Source organism: Synechococcus sp. W4D4 (assembly GCF_047716805.1).
In the GTDB taxonomy this organism is placed as follows: domain Bacteria; phylum Cyanobacteriota; class Cyanobacteriia; order PCC-6307; family Cyanobiaceae; genus Vulcanococcus.
In genome coordinates this window covers 2,286,441-2,302,292 of sequence record NZ_CP180404.1, presented here as the reverse complement: position 1 = coordinate 2,302,292, position 15,852 = coordinate 2,286,441, and the positions used below count along the sequence as shown (strand labels likewise).

Annotated in this window: 21 protein-coding genes, 1 tRNA gene and 1 riboswitch; of the genes, 15 read left to right on the top strand and 7 right to left on the bottom strand. The window is 61.0% G+C overall.

Annotated features, from left to right (window positions below):
• Positions 1 to 14: 14 nt before the first annotated feature.
• Positions 15 to 404: an arsenic resistance protein gene (locus tag ACLM42_RS12625; protein ID WP_247909948.1), complete on the bottom strand. Its 390-nt coding sequence runs from the start codon at positions 402 to 404 to the stop codon at positions 15 to 17.
• 491 nt (positions 405 to 895) lie between these two features.
• Here ACLM42_RS12625 and phnC point away from each other — a divergent pair, with 491 nt between their 5' ends.
• Genes phnC through ACLM42_RS12595 form a run of 6 tightly spaced genes read left to right on the top strand, consistent with a single transcriptional unit; the run spans position 896 to position 5,834 of the window.
• A complete protein-coding gene (phnC, locus tag ACLM42_RS12620; protein ID WP_247909947.1) occupies positions 896 to 1,660 on the top strand; it encodes a phosphonate ABC transporter ATP-binding protein in 765 nt (254 codons plus the stop codon).
• A gap of 45 nt (positions 1,661 to 1,705) precedes the next feature.
• Positions 1,706 to 2,602, top strand: coding sequence for a phosphate/phosphite/phosphonate ABC transporter substrate-binding protein (gene phnD / locus ACLM42_RS12615; protein ID WP_247909946.1), 897 nt, complete (start codon positions 1,706 to 1,708; stop codon positions 2,600 to 2,602).
• Positions 2,603 to 2,657: 55 nt separating this feature from the next.
• Positions 2,658 to 3,464 (top strand): phosphonate ABC transporter, permease protein PhnE, encoded by an 807-nt coding sequence (gene phnE / locus ACLM42_RS12610; protein WP_247909945.1) that lies wholly within the window; start codon positions 2,658 to 2,660, stop codon positions 3,462 to 3,464.
• Positions 3,464 to 4,465: a phosphonate dehydrogenase gene (locus ACLM42_RS12605; protein WP_415399307.1), complete on the top strand. Its 1,002-nt coding sequence runs from the start codon at positions 3,464 to 3,466 to the stop codon at positions 4,463 to 4,465. The genes phnE and ACLM42_RS12605 overlap by 1 nt, the downstream gene beginning before the upstream one ends.
• Positions 4,462 to 5,232, top strand: a complete 771-nt coding sequence (locus tag ACLM42_RS12600; protein ID WP_247909943.1) for a phytanoyl-CoA dioxygenase family protein — start codon at positions 4,462 to 4,464, stop codon at positions 5,230 to 5,232. The genes ACLM42_RS12605 and ACLM42_RS12600 overlap by 4 nt, the downstream gene beginning before the upstream one ends.
• A complete protein-coding gene (locus tag ACLM42_RS12595) occupies positions 5,229 to 5,834 on the top strand; it encodes an HD domain-containing protein (RefSeq protein ID WP_247909942.1) in 606 nt (201 codons plus the stop codon). Before ACLM42_RS12600 ends, ACLM42_RS12595 begins: the two co-directional genes overlap by 4 nt.
• Positions 5,835 to 6,011: 177 nt before the next feature.
• Here ACLM42_RS12595 and zupT read toward each other — a convergent pair whose 3' ends face one another.
• The 3 genes from zupT to ACLM42_RS12580 form a co-directional block, all read right to left on the bottom strand.
• Positions 6,012 to 6,800, bottom strand: coding sequence for a zinc transporter ZupT (zupT, locus tag ACLM42_RS12590; protein WP_247909941.1), 789 nt, complete (start codon positions 6,798 to 6,800; stop codon positions 6,012 to 6,014).
• Between the two features lie 53 nt (positions 6,801 to 6,853).
• The gene (locus tag ACLM42_RS12585) at positions 6,854 to 7,378 is read right to left on the bottom strand and encodes a HupE/UreJ family protein (protein WP_247909940.1); all 525 of its coding nucleotides are present in this window, start codon (positions 7,376 to 7,378) and stop codon (positions 6,854 to 6,856) included.
• 110 nt (positions 7,379 to 7,488) lie between these two features.
• Positions 7,489 to 7,637, bottom strand: a riboswitch (cobalamin riboswitch).
• A 26-nt stretch (positions 7,638 to 7,663) separates the two neighbouring features.
• Positions 7,664 to 8,065 (bottom strand): tyrosine-type recombinase/integrase, encoded by a 402-nt coding sequence (locus ACLM42_RS12580; RefSeq protein WP_247909939.1) that lies wholly within the window; start codon positions 8,063 to 8,065, stop codon positions 7,664 to 7,666.
• Between ACLM42_RS12580 and ACLM42_RS12575 the strand changes: the two genes are divergently transcribed.
• On the top strand, positions 8,049 to 8,237 hold the full coding sequence (locus tag ACLM42_RS12575) for a hypothetical protein (protein ID WP_247909938.1): 189 nt from the start codon (positions 8,049 to 8,051) through the stop codon (positions 8,235 to 8,237). The genes ACLM42_RS12580 and ACLM42_RS12575 overlap by 17 nt on opposite strands.
• Positions 8,238 to 8,678: 441 nt before the next feature.
• Here the strand turns inward: ACLM42_RS12575 and ACLM42_RS12570 are convergent.
• Positions 8,679 to 8,750 (bottom strand) — tRNA-Val (locus ACLM42_RS12570).
• Positions 8,751 to 8,788: 38 nt separating this feature from the next.
• On the opposite strand from ACLM42_RS12570, the gene ACLM42_RS12565 reads away from it, so the two are divergent.
• The 8 genes from ACLM42_RS12565 (at position 8,789) to speB (ending at position 15,025) form a co-directional block, all read left to right on the top strand.
• Entirely contained in the window at positions 8,789 to 9,262 is a 474-nt protein-coding gene (locus ACLM42_RS12565) for a metal-binding protein (RefSeq protein ID WP_415399306.1), read from the top strand.
• A gap of 23 nt (positions 9,263 to 9,285) precedes the next feature.
• Positions 9,286 to 9,972 carry a class I SAM-dependent methyltransferase gene (locus ACLM42_RS12560; RefSeq protein ID WP_415399305.1) on the top strand — a complete coding sequence of 229 codons (687 nt, stop codon included), beginning with the start codon at positions 9,286 to 9,288 and terminating at the stop codon, positions 9,970 to 9,972.
• Positions 9,973 to 10,001: 29 nt separating this feature from the next.
• Positions 10,002 to 10,811 (top strand): nucleoside triphosphate pyrophosphohydrolase, encoded by an 810-nt coding sequence (gene mazG / locus ACLM42_RS12555; protein WP_415399304.1) that lies wholly within the window; start codon positions 10,002 to 10,004, stop codon positions 10,809 to 10,811.
• A 43-nt stretch (positions 10,812 to 10,854) separates the two neighbouring features.
• Positions 10,855 to 11,628 carry a Coq4 family protein gene (locus tag ACLM42_RS12550; RefSeq protein ID WP_415399303.1) on the top strand — a complete coding sequence of 258 codons (774 nt, stop codon included), beginning with the start codon at positions 10,855 to 10,857 and terminating at the stop codon, positions 11,626 to 11,628.
• Position 11,629: 1 nt separating this feature from the next.
• The gene (locus tag ACLM42_RS12545; protein WP_415399302.1) at positions 11,630 to 12,271 is read left to right on the top strand and encodes an AAA family ATPase; all 642 of its coding nucleotides are present in this window, start codon (positions 11,630 to 11,632) and stop codon (positions 12,269 to 12,271) included.
• A gap of 5 nt (positions 12,272 to 12,276) precedes the next feature.
• Positions 12,277 to 13,239 (top strand): amidohydrolase family protein, encoded by a 963-nt coding sequence (locus ACLM42_RS12540; protein ID WP_415399301.1) that lies wholly within the window; start codon positions 12,277 to 12,279, stop codon positions 13,237 to 13,239.
• Between the two features lie 65 nt (positions 13,240 to 13,304).
• The gene (gene speE / locus ACLM42_RS12535) at positions 13,305 to 14,174 is read left to right on the top strand and encodes a polyamine aminopropyltransferase (RefSeq protein WP_247909931.1); all 870 of its coding nucleotides are present in this window, start codon (positions 13,305 to 13,307) and stop codon (positions 14,172 to 14,174) included.
• On the top strand, positions 14,171 to 15,025 hold the full coding sequence (gene speB / locus ACLM42_RS12530; RefSeq protein WP_415399300.1) for an agmatinase: 855 nt from the start codon (positions 14,171 to 14,173) through the stop codon (positions 15,023 to 15,025). Before speE ends, speB begins: the two co-directional genes overlap by 4 nt.
• Before the next feature lies 1 nt (position 15,026).
• Here the strand turns inward: speB and ACLM42_RS12525 are convergent, their stop codons facing one another.
• Together ACLM42_RS12525 and ACLM42_RS12520 are read right to left on the bottom strand one after the other, a co-directional pair.
• A complete protein-coding gene (locus tag ACLM42_RS12525) occupies positions 15,027 to 15,422 on the bottom strand; it encodes a Crp/Fnr family transcriptional regulator (RefSeq protein WP_415399299.1) in 396 nt (131 codons plus the stop codon).
• Positions 15,423 to 15,536: 114 nt separating this feature from the next.
• A complete protein-coding gene (locus tag ACLM42_RS12520; RefSeq protein ID WP_247909928.1) occupies positions 15,537 to 15,716 on the bottom strand; it encodes a hypothetical protein in 180 nt (59 codons plus the stop codon).
• Positions 15,717 to 15,852: the final 136 nt, after the last annotated feature.

The window sequence follows — 15,852 nt, the reverse complement described above, 5'->3', positions numbered from 1 at the left end:
TCGAGGGGCACGGCTTAGGTCCGGCTGGCCTGAATGATTCGGCAGAGGCTGTTGAGTTGCTCCGCCTCCTCGACGTTGTTCGCCGATCCTGCCGCCAGCGTTGGTGAGCCGACCACGATCGAGAGGCATTGCGCCCGGCTCATCGCCACATTTAGGCGGTTGGCCGAGAGCAGGAAACCCAGACCACGCGGCTGCTGGCGAATCGCTCCGATGAAGGAGAAGTCGACCGCCAGCATCATCGGGAAGATCATTCCCCAGATCAGCACCGCGATCGGCAGATTGATCCCTGCTGTCTCCAGGGCCGCAATGCTTGCCGCCGCATCAGGGAACCAAACGCCAAGGCCAACCCCAAACACGATCGCCAGGGCAATCCAGACGGAGAGATGGCGCTCGAACAGACCCATTAATCCATCAAGAAAACTTTATGGATTGACACTACGACCAACGGGTTCCGGACACAGAAGGATGTGCTCTGGACTACATGAACAACTGCCTTAAATAGCGACAAAGCCACCAGCCAAAACGAGATCGCGCTGACTTAGGCCCGAACATGTTGGATTACAAAGCTGTTTGCCTCACGCTGCTTGTTGTACTGGCGGCAATCGACACAGTGATCAACCTTCGAGCTCACCGGAGGCGCTGAAGGAGAGAGTCGATTCCCCCACACTCTTCATCGAACAGGGCTATGAACTCATCAAGGGATGCTGATGCGATGAGCCAGTGGCGACAGGCTCGCTTACAAGAAGCCAAAAGTTATGAACGGAATAAGATCAGACCAAGAAATTTAAAAATTAGCGGATGACAAGCAAGTCTTTGCCTATCCTTATCCGTTTGTTAATCGTCAGTGCCAGACGAAGGTTAGATTTTCAAAGCAAGTGCTTGGCAGAGCAAGACAATGAAAGATCTGTTAAGCATCCGGCAATTATCGGTATCATTTGGGGAAAACAATTTTGCAGTACGTGATATCAGTTTTTCACTCCAAGATGGAGAATTTGTTGTTCTTCTGGGCTCCTCTGGAGCCGGAAAATCAACGCTGCTTCGCTCCCTGAATGTCTTGGTTCAGCCCTGTTCGGGAAGCATCCGAACACGCCACCACGGAGAGATCAGCGCGAGCACCAACCGGCAGCTCCGCGCCCACCGTCGGGACACGGCGATGGTGTTCCAGCAGCACCAGCTGATTGACCGCTTATCCGTGCTCGACAACGTGCTGATGGGTCGCTTGGGACACCACTGTTTCCTGCGTTCACTGCTTCCACTTCCGGAGAGCGATCGCCGAAAAGCCCTCTCAGCACTGGAACGCGTGGGTTTGATCGATAAAGCACTGGCCCGCGTCAAAGACCTCAGCGGCGGCCAGCAGCAGCGCGTCGGAATCGCGCGGGCCCTTGTTCAGGAACCACGTCTGATTCTTGCGGATGAGCCGATCGCCAGTCTGGATCCGGAAAGTTCAGTGCAGATTCTTTCGCTGTTGAAGGACATCTGCAAACGCGACCGGATTGCTGTTCTGGTGAGCCTGCACCAGGTGGAATTCGCACGCCAGTTTGCTGATCGAATCATTGGCATGGCCGCTGGTCGCATCATTTGCGACCAGCACTCCATGACCCTTGAGGAAAGCGAGATTCACGCTCTTTATCGCCACACGCTCGAGGCAGCGGTCACCTAATAAGTCCGCCGTCTCGACTTCAGGCTTGCTCTTCATCTCATCCCCATGTTGTCCCAAGCTGCGCGTTTTTCAGCCGTTGCTTTTGCCTCTGCTGCGATTGTTCTGACTGGTTGCTCCAGCCAAACAACAACTGGTAAGTCTGCCGACTCCAGTGATCCCGACAAGCTGATTGTTGCCCTGCTCCCGGATGAAAATGCCGCAACGGTGATTCAGGACAACCAAGGACTGAAGGATTACCTCAACCAGAAGCTCGGCAAGGAAATTGAACTGGTGGTCACCACCGATTACTCCTCCATGATCGAGGCGGCTCGCAACGACCGTCTCGACCTGGCCTATTTCGGACCGCTCTCCTACGTCCTGGCCAAGAGCAAGAGCGAGATCGAACCGTTCGCCGCTCGGATCAAAGGTGGCACCAAGACCTACCAGTCATGCCTGATCGGCAACACCGAAGCCGGTGTGACCGACTTTGAGGCAATCAAAGGCAAAACCTTTGCCTTTGGAGATCCAGCCTCCACCTCCAGCCGTCTGTTCCCGGAACTGACCCTCAAAGAAAATGGTCTCACCAAGGGTGAGGACTACGAGGGTGTGTTCCTCGGCGCCCACGACGCTGTGGCACTGGCCGTTCAGAACGGCAACGCTCAGGCCGGTGGGGTGGCTTGCCCGATTTTCGAATCACTGAAGAAGAAGGGCAAGATCGACGCCACCAAGGTGACCTTGATCGCCAAATCAGCGCCGATCCCGCAGTACCCCTGGACGATGCGCTCGTCGTTGAAGCCTGAGCTGAAGGACACCATCAGGACCACCTTCATTGAACTGAATGACGAAAGCGTCCTGAAGCCGTTCAAGGCCGATGGGTTCGCCGTGATGAGCGATCAGGACTACGACGGCATCCGCAAGGCGGGTGATCTGCTGGGCCTCGACCTCGGCAAGTTCGTCAACTGAACACGTTCCTCTGTCCCGGTGGTTCCCACCATCGGGACCTTTTTGTTTTTCCGTTATGAGTGCTTCCGTTGATACCCATCGCGCAATTCTTCGGCGCCATGAGCTGCGATGGCGGCAGCAATTCCTCCGTGTGCTGGTGATTCTCACGGCGGTTGTTGGTTCCTTGGCCGTTGTTGGACTGTTTGATCCGAATCGGATCGCCACTGGGGTGCCGGCGATTTTCAACTTGCTTCCAGAGATGTTTCCGCCAGATTTCGCTCGGTGGCCGTTCTGGATCAAGCCTTTGATCGACTCGATGGCGATGAGCATCGCAGGCACCTCCATCGCGGTGTTCTTCTCGCTCCTTCTTTGTTTCTTTGCCGCCCGTAACACCAGCCCCAGCCCAGCGCTCTACGTGATCGCCACGGCAGTGCTCAACGTGACCCGAGCCGTTCCCGAGTTGATTCTCGGCATGATTCTTGTGGCTGCGGTTGGCTTCGGAGCACTGCCTGGAACCCTGGCGCTTGGCCTTCACTCCGTAGGCATGATCGGCAAGTTCTACGCCGAGGCGATCGAACTCTGCGATCAGGAGCCGATCGAAGCCGCCCGCTCATCGGGGGCGTCTGAACTGCAGGTGATCGTTCACAGCATCCTTCCTCAGGTGTTTCCAGCCATGGCGGATGTCACCTTCTACCGCTGGGAATACAACTTCCGGGCTTCGATGGTGGTGGGCGCCGTTGGCGCCGGCGGCATCGGTTTGGAAATCATCAGTGCCCTGCGGATCATGGAGTACCAACAGGTTTCGGCCCTGCTGCTGGTGGTTCTTGTGGTGGTCACAGCGCTCGATTCGATGAGCAATGCCCTGCGGCATTGGATGGTGTAATGACGACCCTCATGAGTCATCAACAGCGGCCCCATCTCGTGGTCACGAACCATGTGCAGGAGGAGGTGATCGACTTCCTCTCCGATTTCGCACGGGTCACCGCCAATCGCAGCCGGGAGCCCTGGAGCCGTCACGCCCTGCTGGAAGCAGCAGCGGACGCCGACGGCCTGCTGGTGTTCATGCCGGATTGCGTCGATGCCGACTTTCTGGATCACTGCCCGCGGCTGCGCTCGATTGCTGGAGCCCTCCGTGGTTTCGACAACTTCGATCTCTCTGCCTGTGATGCCCGGGGCATTCGCTATCAATTCATCCCCAATTTGTTGGCGGCACCAACGGCAGAACTCACCGTTGCGACTCTGATCAGCCTGGCGCGATCCATCCCAGCAGGGGATGCCTTCGTGCGCACAGGCCAGTTCCCTGGATGGCGGCCAAATTTCTACTCGAAGGGAGTGATCAACAGCACGGTTGGCATCGTGGGGATGGGGCAACTCGGCATGGAATTCGCCGAGCGCATGCGGGGCTTTGGCGCAACGCTGCTGTACAGCGATCCCGTTCGTCTTGATCGCCGATCCGAGCAACGTCTTGAGCTGCAGCATGTGCAGTTCAACGACGTGATTGAACGCAGTGATCACCTGGTGCTGATGGTGCCGCTCACGAACGACACGCTGCATCTGATCAATGCGGATGTGTTGGCCCGGTGCAAGCCAGGAGCCGTGCTGGTGAATCCATGCCGTGGCTCTGTGGTGGATGAACAGGCTGTTGTGCGGGCACTGCAATCAGGCCAGCTGGGGGGCTACGGAGCGGATGCTTTTGAGATGGAGGACTGGGCCCGAGAGGACCACCCCGCTTCCATTCCCCAGGGCTTAATCGATCAACGCGATCGCACCGTGCTCACCCCGCACATCGGGTCAGCCGTTCAATCCATCCGCGAAGACATCGCCATGACGGCGGCCCGCAATCTCAAGGCACTTGTTCAGTCCACCCTGATGCCGATCAGATGAGCAACACCACAACCACAACGCACTGGGATCCGAAGGATCTCCTTGAATTCAAAGGGCTTCATCAACAAGACGGCGTCGTCCATGTGCCTGGCTTGGTGGCAAGCGAAGACCTGGCCGAGCTGCTGGCTTGGATTGACGACATCTCCAACGGGTCGACATTGGGCCGCCACTACTTCGAAAGCACAGACCATGGCCGGGTGAAAGCACGAACCGAAGACTTCGCCAAGGATCACCCTCCCCTGCATCAGTTCCTGACCCAAGGACGAGTGCACGATGTGCTCGAAGCCTTGTTTGGCGAACCGCCGGTGTTGTTCAAGGAAAAGATCAACTACAAGCACCCCGGTGCCGCCGGGTACGCCCCCCATCAGGACGCCCCGGCCTACCCGTTTGGCTCGCTGCACATCACGATGCTGCTGGCCTTGGATTCAGCGGATACGAGCAATGGCTGCTTGGAATTCGCCAAAGGGGCCAATCACAACGGGGTGATCGATGTGAATGCCGATGGATGCCTCCCGATTGAGCGGGCAGCTCAACTTGAATGGACGCCGATGCCTGTGGCTGCTGGAGACGCGGTGTTCTTCAACTCCTTTGCACCACACCGCAGCGGCACCAACCGCTCCGATCGTTCCCGCCGCGCGCTGTACGTCACCTACAACGCCAGCTCAGAAGGCGATTTGCGATCGGAGTACTACGACCACAAAAAGAAGGCGCTTGCGGAAGGGCGCGTCAGCTTGATCAACCACTTTCTCGGGGAGGACGTCTCATGACGACTGCACTGGCCGACCACGCCATGGAATGGATGAAATCCATGCAAGCGGCGAGTCGCGAAGAGCGTGTTGATCTGCTCTTCGCCTATCTCAACACCCATGGGCAATCCAGCTACGACCCATCGGTGACGCAGCTGGAACATTCTCTGCAGACAGCGCATCTGGCCCACCAGGAGTCGCAGCAGCCCCACCTGGTGGTGGCATCACTACTTCATGACATCGGCCATCTGATGATCGATGAACACGATGAGCGGAGGGATTTCCTCGATCAAGACTGTGCCCATGAGGCCGTGGCAGCCCGAGCACTCTCGGTGTTCTTCCCCACGCAGGTTGTTGCCCCCGTACAGCGGCATGTCTCAGCCAAGCGGCTGCTGTGCTCCCTCGATGAGTCGTATTACGCAGGGCTATCGGATGCATCGAAACGAAGCTTTGCCGTCCAAGGCGGAGAGCTGAGCCGTTCTGATGCAATACGGCTGTTGGCCTTAGAGGGGATGGACGATGCCATGACACTGCGGCGCTGGGACGACCGGGCCAAGGTTCATGGGGTTGAAGTGCCCGACTTGGATGCCTACAGGCAGATGGTCTTGAACCATCTCCTGTAGAGCAGGATTCAAGCGAGGTCAGCTCCCTGGAAGTTGCACACCATCAAGTCCAGTTGCACAAAAAATCAGGGACAACTCAGGGACATGCCCTTGAGACCTCTTACTGCAACTAAGAGCTAAGTGGCAGGAGCGGCCACCAGGGCCAGCTTTGATCAGAAGCGGCAACCATCGGGCGCGTTAACTGAGCATCACCAAGCTGATGCTCATCACCAACATGCCGGCGGTGACGCCAACCATCATCAGATGATGCTTTGCACCGGTGCGCTGCGCCGCCGGCAGCAGCTCGTCAAAGCAGATGTAGATCATGATTCCGGCGACGCTGGCGAAGACCAGACCGAGGACCACGTCGTTGAGGAACGAGCGGAGAAAGACGTAACCGATGAGCGCTCCGAGCGGTTCCGCCAATCCGGAGGCAAAGGAAATCCAGAAGGCCTGACTGCGGCTACCGGTCGCGTAATAGACGGGGGCTGACACCGCCAACCCCTCAGGAATGTTGTGGATGGCGATGGCAATGGCGATGCCAATGCCAAGCCGGGGCTCAGACAGAGCCGCCACAAAGGTGGCGAGCCCCTCGGGGAAGTTATGGATCGCGATGGCGAGGGCCGAGAACAAGCCCGTTCGCATCAGGGCCGAGGAATCAGACCCTTCCCGCAACGGCAGGATCGCCAGCTCATGGGACGGCAGCAGCCGATCGATCAGCGCCAGCGCCAACATCCCCGCAAAAAACGCCAGGACCGTTACCAAGTAAGCGGTGCTGGTGCCCAGGGCAGGGGTCAGGGACTGACGCGCCTTCGGGAAGATCTCCACGAAGGAGACAAAGATCATCACGCCGGCTGAGAAGCTCAAGGCGGTGGTCAGCAGGCCTGGGCTGAAGCGGCGGCTAAGCACCCCGAGCCAACTGCCGATACCGGTCGATAAACCAGCACCAAGTGTGAGCAAGAAAGCAAAGAGTTCTTGCTCATGCACATTCCACATGACTGACTTAATTCATCGTGCTGAACATCAACGTCAAACTGAGTTCAGTCGATGAGGGCCACCCAGGCAAAGGCCATACCAATACCCATCCAGATTCCCGCAGCAAGCCTTTGGCCGTTTGCACCTAGCCATTCACGCAAACGTGATGCACCCGCACACACAGCAAGAAGCAGAGCACCCTGGCCAACCAGAAGACCAATGAAATAGGTCAACAACGGGGTTGGTTCTGCTCCAACGATCGTGCTGCCGAGCAAAAAGCCATGTAGGCCGACTAGGGGCAGAAGAAGATTGGCCGGGAGCTTGTTCAAGGCAATCAAGCCTTCAAGCACCAAGCTCAAGGAAACAATCGCTTCTGCCCACGGTGCGACTGCATCTGGAAGAGGCACGATCTGGGATGCAAGGCTGCCCAGAAGACCTGTTGCCAGAAGGGGGAGAACCCAAGCTGTTGGCTTGCGAAGGCCAATAAAAGCGATCGCAATCAAAAAGAGCAGGTGGTCGGGTCCAAGCAGGGGATGACCGATTCCGCTCAATAGGCCTTGAAGAGCAGTCAAATTGCTTGAGTCGCCCATTCCAAAGGGATGGTGCGCCAGAGCTGGACTGCAGCTCAGGACGACTGTGGCGCCACAAAAAGCCAGTGCAAGGCCTTAGCGCTGGCCGCGCAAGTCCTTAGTCATTTCGATCCTCGTCGTGTTGAACTGGCGGGCGTTCTGACTGACGGCATCTGTTGAAGCCGCTTCACAGCTGCGGGACAGCGCCGGATTTCCACCGGACTTTCCCCGTTTCCTTCAGCAGCTGATCACCGCTGAAACCAGGCCCGCAACCTACAAGAGAACACCCGCTGATCCCTTGAACTCTTAACGGCGGAACGAAGCGCCGGGTAACCGGGAGAGGACCAGCTGGCCGCTTCGATCAAGAGCGTGCCCAAGCCACTCCCCCGCCTCGCCGCGGCCGAGCGACTCGAACAGTGCGAGGGTCTCCTTACTTGTCCGAACGGTGAGGGCCTTTGATCCCTTGCCCAGCAAATGAATATGGGCACCGTCTTCCAGGGGCTCGATGTCCTGCCAGCGCAAACGGCACAACTCGGTGACGCGACAACCAATCAGGTAGCTGCCTTTGACCATGACGAAGTCGCGCGCGGCTGTCCCACGGCTCTGGCCATCGGCCGCCTTGGCGATCGTGGCCAGCACTATGCCTAACTCGTCATCGGTCAAAGCCTTGGCGAGCTTGGGAGCGTGCAGGGTGGCTCGGCACGGCATCGGGTTTCGGGGAAGTAGCGAGAGGCTGGCTGGCCCCGACCCCAGCCGCCATGAGGAGCTGCTCGCCGGGGTGGAAGTGGTCGACGAGCGCGCCAGAGCAATCGTTCGCGATCTGATCGCTCGAGTGGAACGCCTTGAGGCAGCTCAGTCCGGCAAGGACCCCTTCAGCTGATCAGGCCGCCTCAGGCTCGAAGCGCACCAGGGTCAGCCCATCCAGGCGGTTCCAGACTTTGCAGCGATCGGTGCAGAGCTTGTAGCACCCGTCCTTGACCTACAGCAGGACCTTGGCCTCGCCCCACTGATAAAGCTCAGCGCCAGGCTCGAGCTCGAACGCCTCCCCTGTGTAGGGGTTCTTTCGGGTATCGCTCACGGATGAGGCTCAGGCGTGGGACCTCTCTAAGCGCTCAGAGGGGTGCTCTGGGGGTATCGCTCGGCAACTCCGAACAGACGGGATCAAGAGGCAGGGCCGTGTGCGAAACCCGCTCCGATGCGCACAAAAACGGAGATACCTCCAGCGATCTGCACACGCTTTTGCACACAAATTGATTTAGACAAACTGTGCGCCTGTTCGCAGATACAAAAAGACCCCAGTACTGGACTGGGGTCTGAGCAATGCCCGGTGCCGGGTTCGAACCAGCGACATCCTGCTTGTAAGGCAGGCGCTCTACCGCTGAGCTAACCGGGCGGCTCAGGCATTCTGCAGGGCAGCGCTCACCCCCGGCCATGGCCAGCGGCCAGCAACACGACCGCGCCACCTGTTGGCTGGCCCTGCCCTATGGACTGCTCTGGTGGCCCTGGCTTGGGCCCATGGGAACACTCGTCAGCACCCTGGCCTTTTTGATGGGAGGCCTCTGGCTGTCCCCTGATCTGGACACCAACTCCCGGCCCTACCAACGCTGGGGACCGCTGCGCTGGCTCTGGTGGCCATACCGCAAAGCCCTGCGGCACCGCTCCGTTCTGTCCCACGCGCCGGTGCTCGGCAGCCTGGTGCGCGTCGGTTATCTCATCGGCATCGCCCTGCTGCTGACGGGCCTGGCCCACCCACCTTCGAGCACAGAACTGCTGAGCTGGATGCAGCAGCAATGGAGCCGGCCGGAGCGGTTGCTGCTGGTCGCCCTGATCGGGATCGAAGCCAGTGCCTGGCTGCACCTCGTGCAGGACGGGGACCCGATGCCACGGATGGGGAGACGTCGCTAAAGCAAAGGCAACGGTTCCGCGCGATGGCACACCTTGACTTCGATGGCGACTACGGCCGCCACTACGACCAGAGCATTCGCCGGATTATTCCCGCCTACGACGCCCACCTTGAGCTCGCCGCGGCCGCCCTCGGTGCCCTCGTGCCAACGGCCTCATCGGCGCTCGTGGTGGGACCTGGGGCAGGGGAAGAACTGCCAAGCCTGCTGAAGGCCATGCCTAAGGCAACCCTGCAGCTGGTGGAACCGAGCGAGCAGATGCGGGGGTTTTGCAACACCGTGATTGCAGAAGCACAAGGAGGCGAACGAATCGCCTGGGGGCCCAACGCGCTCAAGGAGGTGGCGAGCCATTTTGACGCGGTGATCTGCCAGAACGTCCTGCACCTCCTGCCACCGGCTGAGCAAGAACCTGTCCTGCAGCAGCTGTGTGGCCGCGTCAGCCCAGGGGGCGTGCTGGTGATCAGCAGCTTCAGTGAAGAGAAGGACGCGGACCTGGAGCTCTGGCAGGCGATCGCCAGGGCCCGCTTCCAAGCCCAAGGAATGGAGTCCGAGGCCATCGATCGCGTGATGGCCTCCCGCAATGCCGGGGTCTTCTCGCTGGATCCCGATCGCCTGGCAACGCAGTTGCGGCTCGCCGAAATGGAGCCCCCCACGCCACTGCTGCAGGCCCTCTTCAACCGGCTCTGGTTCAGCCGCAGGCCCCAGGGTCAATGAGATCGTGAGGGTCTAGCTGGCCCATTCCCATGAGCGACGCCCTCCATGAGCTGATCGCGGTGGTGGCCAAGCTGCGGGATCCCAACGGGGGCTGCCCCTGGGACCTGGAGCAAACCCACCAGTCCCTCGTTCCCTATGTCCTCGAGGAAGCCCACGAGGTGGCCGACGCCATCCGGCACGGGGATGACGCCCACCTCAAGGAGGAGCTCGGGGATTTGCTGCTGCAGGTGGTCCTCCATGCCCAGATCGCCCAGGAGAAGCAGCGCTTCGACCTCGAGGCCATCGCCCAGGGGATCAGCGAAAAATTGATCCGCCGCCACCCCCACGTCTTTGGCGATGCCGTCGCCGAGGACAGCGACGCGGTGAAGGAGACCTGGGAAGCGATCAAGGCCAGCGAGAAAGGCGAGGCCCCGCCATCCGCCAGCCCGCTGAGCGATCGCCTGACCGGCAAGGTGCGCGGGCAACCCGCCCTGGCCGGAGCAATGACCATCTCCAAGAAGGCCGCTAAGGCCGGCTTCGAGTGGGACGACATGGAGGGGGTCTGGGAGAAGGTTCACGAGGAGCTCGATGAGCTCAAGGAAGCCGTGGCCTCAGGCGACAAGGCCCACGCCCAGGAGGAACTCGGCGATGTCCTCTTCACCCTGGTCAACGTGGCCCGCTGGTGCGGCATTGACCCCGAATCCGGCCTGGCCGGCACCAACCAGCGCTTTCTCGATCGCTTCTCAAGGGTCGAGGCCGCCCTGGGCGGCGACCTTCAAGGGCGCAGCATCCGAGAGCTGGAGACCCTTTGGCAGCAGGCCAAGGCCCAGATCCGCAACGAACAGCAGGGTGCGGTCTGAACAGAAAACCGTTTCTAGCTTGAGGATCCCGCGCTGAACCCCGATGGGTTTTCGCTACCTCGATCGCCTAGCCAGCCCTGAGCAAATCCAAGGCTTCCTGGGCCTGATGGACCTGGCGGCTGGCGGCGGGGACTCCGCGCAGAACGTCTTTGAGCTCTCCCACCGACTGCGGGACTCCAACCCGATGCAGCTCTGCCGCAAGCGCCTCGCCCGGCACCCCGAAGCCCAGCAGCTGATCAAGAACCGGCAGCTGAGCGGTCCCTATGACGCTGCCGCCCTCAAGGCCCTCCCCAAGGGAAGCCTGGGGCACACCTACGCCACGGTGCTAGGCGCCATGGGCTACGACATCAACTTCTTCCCGGAGCCCAGCTTTTTCGGGAACCTCGAGACTGACGCGGACTACATCAACTACCGGGTCTACGCGACCCACGACCTGCACCACATCCTCACGGGATTCAGCCTGGACAACTTCGGCGAATTGGGGGTGATCAGCGTCAGCGTCGCCCAGTTCTCCCACCCCGGACTGGCCTTCACCGACCTGATGGCCCTGCTGCTCAATTGGTTCCGCGATGACACCCCTGTCGACGAACTCGAGACCCACGCCGAGCGGGCCCACACCGCGGCCTACGCCTTTGGCCGCATCAGTGAAGGGCTGGAGATGGGGGCCAATGCCAAGCCTCTGTTTGCTCAACCCTGGGAGCAACTGATGGAGCGCAACCTCGCTGAGCTGCGCCAGGAGCTGCAGCTCGAAGCCGTGACCAGCGGCCCCTGGAGCTGGAGCAGCAACCCAGAGATCAGTGCAGCCTTAGAGGCTTGAGATGGTGCGCATCGCGATCTCGGGCTCCCATTCACTCGGCAAGAGCACCTTTGTGCATGACTGGGTTCATCAACACCCTGAGTACATCCGCGAAGAAGAGCCCTATCGGGCCTTACGCGATTGGTACGCCATCGAATTCAAAGACGGTTCCACGCGGCTCCACAACGGGATCCAGCTGCACTACAACGCCAGCCGGGTTAATCGCTATCACGACAGCCAAGACAACGTGATCTTTGATCGCGCACCGGTCGACTACATCGCGTATTCGCAGTACACCGCCAATCAAGGCACCACAGACATCTGCGATGCCTTTGTGGACGCACTGGTGCCCACCGTTCGAGACAGCCTGAGGTTCCTAGACGTTCTGGTTTTCATTCCGATCAGTGAGCAGTGGCCGATCGCAATGGAAGACGACGGCATCCGCCCTGTGGACCTGGCCTACCGCGACGAGGTGGATGAACTCTTAAAGCAGATCTACCGCCAACAGCGTTGGCAGGTCATGCCGACAGAACAGGTGCCGCTGCTGGTGGAGCTCTCCGGATCAAGAACTGATCGCGTGAAGCAACTGGAAGACACCATCCAGAATTGGTCAGCCGCGCATGGGGAAGGGTTGAGCCCTCCAATGCAGACCATGACCGCGTGACGTCGATGGCAACACCAGCAAGCCTGATCGCCTTAGAGGAACACTTCGCCGCGCCTGGTCTTCTGCCGGAGGCCGCGGAGGTGTCGTTCTTCGACCCAGACCAACTGGTCGCGATCGAACGCCTCCTGCCCGAGCTGGCCGAAGAACGGCTGAGGGCCATGGATGAGGCCGGCATCCAGATCGCAGTGCTCTCGCAAACCGCACCGGGCGTGCAAGGCATCCGCAACACCAGCGAGGCCGTGACCTGCGCACACCAAGCCAACAACCACCTTCAGCGCAGCCTCGAACTGCACCCCAAGCGCTTCCGCGGCTTCGCCGCCCTGGCCTTACAGGACGTGGATGCCGCCTGCGCGGAGCTCAGTCGCTGCGTAGAAGAGCTGGGTTTTGTGGGCGCTCTGGTGAATGGATGCAGCCAGCAACGCTTTCTCGACGACAGCGGCTTTGCCCCCTTCTGGAGAACACTGGAGCGCCTCAGGGTGCCGCTGTATCTCCACCCGGGCATCCCCGCGGAGTCACCGCGCAGCCGCCTACCCCAACTGGAGGGAGCCACCTGGGCCTGGACTGCGGATACAGCCGAACATGCCCTGCGGCTTGTGGTGAGTGGCGTGTTCGAACGTCACCCCGATGCCCAGGTGATTCTTGGCCACATGGGGGAAACCCTGCCCTTCTTGCTCTGGCGGCTCGACAGCCGATTCGCGGTGACCCGCTACGCCAGCCAACTGCAAGGGCGTCCCTCCGAGGTCATCCGCCGCCACATTCACATCACCACCTCCGGGGTCTGTGATCCGGCCCCGCTCCGCTGTGCAATCGAGACCATGGGAATCGATCGGGTGCTGTTTGCCACGGACTACCCCTATGAAGACATCGCTCTTGCGGGACGCTGGATCCAGAACACGCCCCTAAGCGCCTCTGAACGCGAGGCGATCGGCTACCAGAACGCCAGACAACTGCTGAAGCTGAACACCTGATCAACCCTTGGGCAGCTGCGGACCGGCGGTGCGCAAATCTGGAGAGATCTCACCACGCCTCCGTGATGGCCGACAGTGCCGCTCCCGCTCCAACCCCTGGCTGGGTGGACGAGATTTTTGACGGTGTTCGCTATGGCCTCGCTGGTCGGGTCCTTGCCGAAGCGCAATCCCCCTTCCAAAAGGTCACCATCATCGAGAGCGAGCGCTACGGCAAAGGCCTTCTGCTCGACGGTTGCTGGATGACCGCGGAGCGCCAGGAGCGGCATTACCACGAGTCGATCGTGCACCCCGCCCTCTGCAGCGCCGCCTCGGTGGAGCGGGTGTTGGTGATTGGCGGTGGCGATGGCGGGACCGCCCGCGAGTGCCTGCGCCACCCTGGGGTTCAGCACCTCGACATGGTGGAAATCGATGGGCTGGTGGTGGAGTGGAGCCAGCAGCACCTGCCCTCCATCGGTGGAGGCTGCTGGAGTGATCCCCGCTTCCGGCTGACCGTGGGCGACGGGATCGCCTGGGCCGCCAACGCTGCAGCGGCTAGCTATGACGTCGTGATCGTCGATGGCTCGGATCCCGCTGGGCCCGCCGAAGGCCTGTTCAATCGGGCCTTCTTTGAGCAGTGCCGCCGCATCCTTAAACCGGGCGGCGTCTTCGCCACCCAAAGCGAATCCCCCGAAGCCTTCCGCCAGGTCCACATCGACACCGTCAAGGTGATCCGCGAGGTCTTTGGCCACGCCGACCCGATGTACGGCTGGGTGCCGATGTACCCCAGTGGTTGGTGGAGTTGGACCTTCGCGGCCATCGACGGCCGCCGGTATCTGGAGCCTGATCCCTCCCGTGCCGCGGCCGTAGTCGATGGCTGTGAGATCTGGAGCCCCCGCTGGCAGCGCGGCGCCTTTGACGCCATCCCCGCCGCAATCGAACGCGCGATCAAGGCATGAACCACCTATTTGACAACGACGGCGCCATCTATATGGGCAGCCAACGGGATCCCGCCGGCTGCCGGGTGGGCCTGTTTGGGGTGCCCTACGACGGCACCACCTCCTTCCGGCCTGGCACCCGCTTTGGTCCAGCCGCCATCCGCGAGGTCAGCCAAGGCCTGGAGAGCTACTGCCCGCAGCTCGATCGCGATCTTGAGGAACTGGCCATTGCCGACCTCGGTGCGGTGGACATCCCCTTCGGCGCCCCCGAGCCGGTGGTCGCCGCCGTGAAACAGGCCACTGAGGCGGTCCTCGGCCTGGGTCTCAAACCGCTGATGCTCGGCGGAGAGCACTCGATCAGCTCTGGAGCAGTTGCCGCCGTTGCCGAGCAGCATCCCGACCTGGTGCTGGTGCAACTCGACGCCCACGCGGACCTGCGCCACGACTGGCTGGGGGCCAACCACAGCCATGCCTGCGCCATGCGCCGCTGCCTGGAGGTCCTTCCCAGCCAGCACCTCCTGCAGATCGCCATCCGCAGCGGCACCCGCGAGGAGTTTTCAGAGCTGCGCCAGACCGGGCGCCTGGTAGCGATCGAGCGGATGGCCGAGGCACTGAAGCCCCTGCGCGGCAAGCCGCTCTATCTCACGGTGGATCTGGACTGGTTTGATCCCGCCGTGATGGCTGGCACAGGCACCCCGGAACCGGGGGGATTCCTCTGGAGCGACTTTGCGGCCCTGGTCGATGAACTCCGTCACCACAACCTGGTGGCCGCCGACGTGGTGGAACTGGCGCCGATGCTCGATCCAACCGGGGTCAGCAGCGTCCTGGCCGCCAAGGTGGTCCGCAGCCTGCTGTTCCTGTTGGATCGCTGATTCAGTAGGCGCAGGTGCCACTGGAGCGCTGCTCCCGCAGGCGCTCATGCTGCTGGGCGATCAACTGCACCGCCAGGGTGGGGTGGTTGTGCAGCAGGTTGAAGAAGCGCAGGCGATCGAGCTTGACCAACTCCACCGGGGTACGGGCGACGGCGTCATTGCGATAGACCCCGTCTTTCCAGACGATGTCCTCGTAGCTGAACAGTTCCCCGGGGCGGCAGCAAAGCTTGTCGCCCTTGGAATCAATCACCTCGACGATCCCGCGGCGAACCCCATAGATGGCGTTCGCGGTCTGTCCGCTGCTGAAGATGGCCGCACCCGTCGGGAAGGAGAGGGTCTCGCAGTCCACCTGGGCGGACATCAACTCAATGGGGGTAGCGACGGTGGAAGTGACCATGGACCTCAAACCTCCCGTACCCCATCCGGATGGCGTCAGCTTGACACCTTCAGCCGAGCCAGCCAGGACGCCTAGAGAACAAAAGCCAATAAACAGCGGATCTTTGGCTTTGCTTCAGCTTTCAAGCACGTCCGCCAGGGCCAACTGCCGGTCGCGCACCGCCGGCTGCAGACCATCCCCTTGACCCACAACAGGAAGACGCGGCGGCCGAGCGGTCCAGTGGTGGCACCACAACTCCCCCGCCAGCTCCGGATGAATCGGCAGCTTGCGCAGACGGCACCAGCCCAACTCCACCCCCTTAGGGGAGGCGCAGTGGCGGCAACTTCTGCAGCAGGGACGCGGGCCTATCGCTCTTATGGCTTGGGCTGCCAAACGTAATCACGCCGTCATCCGGCGGCCACCGGGATTGGGAAAGCTCCCGGTTCTCTTC

Bases quoted from the DNA above. Each gene is read 5' to 3' on its own strand.
- ACLM42_RS12625 (WP_247909948.1), bottom strand. From the start codon at position 404: ATGGGTCTGTTCGAGCGCCATCTCTCCGTCTGGATTGCCCTGGCGATC.
- mazG (WP_415399304.1), top strand. From the start codon at position 10,002: ATGAGCGACGCCCTCCATGAGCTGATCGCGGTGGTGGCCAAGCTGCGG.
- speE (WP_247909931.1), top strand. From the start codon at position 13,305: ATGGCCGACAGTGCCGCTCCCGCTCCAACCCCTGGCTGGGTGGACGAG.
- ACLM42_RS12565 (WP_415399306.1), top strand. From the start codon at position 8,789: ATGGCCAGCGGCCAGCAACACGACCGCGCCACCTGTTGGCTGGCCCTG.
- phnE (WP_247909945.1), top strand. From the start codon at position 2,658: ATGAGTGCTTCCGTTGATACCCATCGCGCAATTCTTCGGCGCCATGAG.
- ACLM42_RS12600 (WP_247909943.1), top strand. From the start codon at position 4,462: ATGAGCAACACCACAACCACAACGCACTGGGATCCGAAGGATCTCCTT.
- ACLM42_RS12540 (WP_415399301.1), top strand. From the start codon at position 12,277: ATGGCAACACCAGCAAGCCTGATCGCCTTAGAGGAACACTTCGCCGCG.
- speB (WP_415399300.1), top strand. From the start codon at position 14,171: ATGAACCACCTATTTGACAACGACGGCGCCATCTATATGGGCAGCCAA.
- phnD (WP_247909946.1), top strand. From the start codon at position 1,706: ATGTTGTCCCAAGCTGCGCGTTTTTCAGCCGTTGCTTTTGCCTCTGCT.
- ACLM42_RS12545 (WP_415399302.1), top strand. From the start codon at position 11,630: ATGGTGCGCATCGCGATCTCGGGCTCCCATTCACTCGGCAAGAGCACC.
- ACLM42_RS12605 (WP_415399307.1), top strand. From the start codon at position 3,464: ATGACGACCCTCATGAGTCATCAACAGCGGCCCCATCTCGTGGTCACG.
- phnC (WP_247909947.1), top strand. From the start codon at position 896: ATGAAAGATCTGTTAAGCATCCGGCAATTATCGGTATCATTTGGGGAA.
- ACLM42_RS12560 (WP_415399305.1), top strand. From the start codon at position 9,286: ATGGCACACCTTGACTTCGATGGCGACTACGGCCGCCACTACGACCAG.
- ACLM42_RS12595 (WP_247909942.1), top strand. From the start codon at position 5,229: ATGACGACTGCACTGGCCGACCACGCCATGGAATGGATGAAATCCATG.
- ACLM42_RS12550 (WP_415399303.1), top strand. From the start codon at position 10,855: ATGGGTTTTCGCTACCTCGATCGCCTAGCCAGCCCTGAGCAAATCCAA.
- ACLM42_RS12585 (WP_247909940.1), bottom strand. From the start codon at position 7,378: ATGGGCGACTCAAGCAATTTGACTGCTCTTCAAGGCCTATTGAGCGGA.
- ACLM42_RS12580 (WP_247909939.1), bottom strand. From the start codon at position 8,065: ATGCCGTGCCGAGCCACCCTGCACGCTCCCAAGCTCGCCAAGGCTTTG.
- ACLM42_RS12525 (WP_415399299.1), bottom strand. From the start codon at position 15,422: ATGGTCACTTCCACCGTCGCTACCCCCATTGAGTTGATGTCCGCCCAG.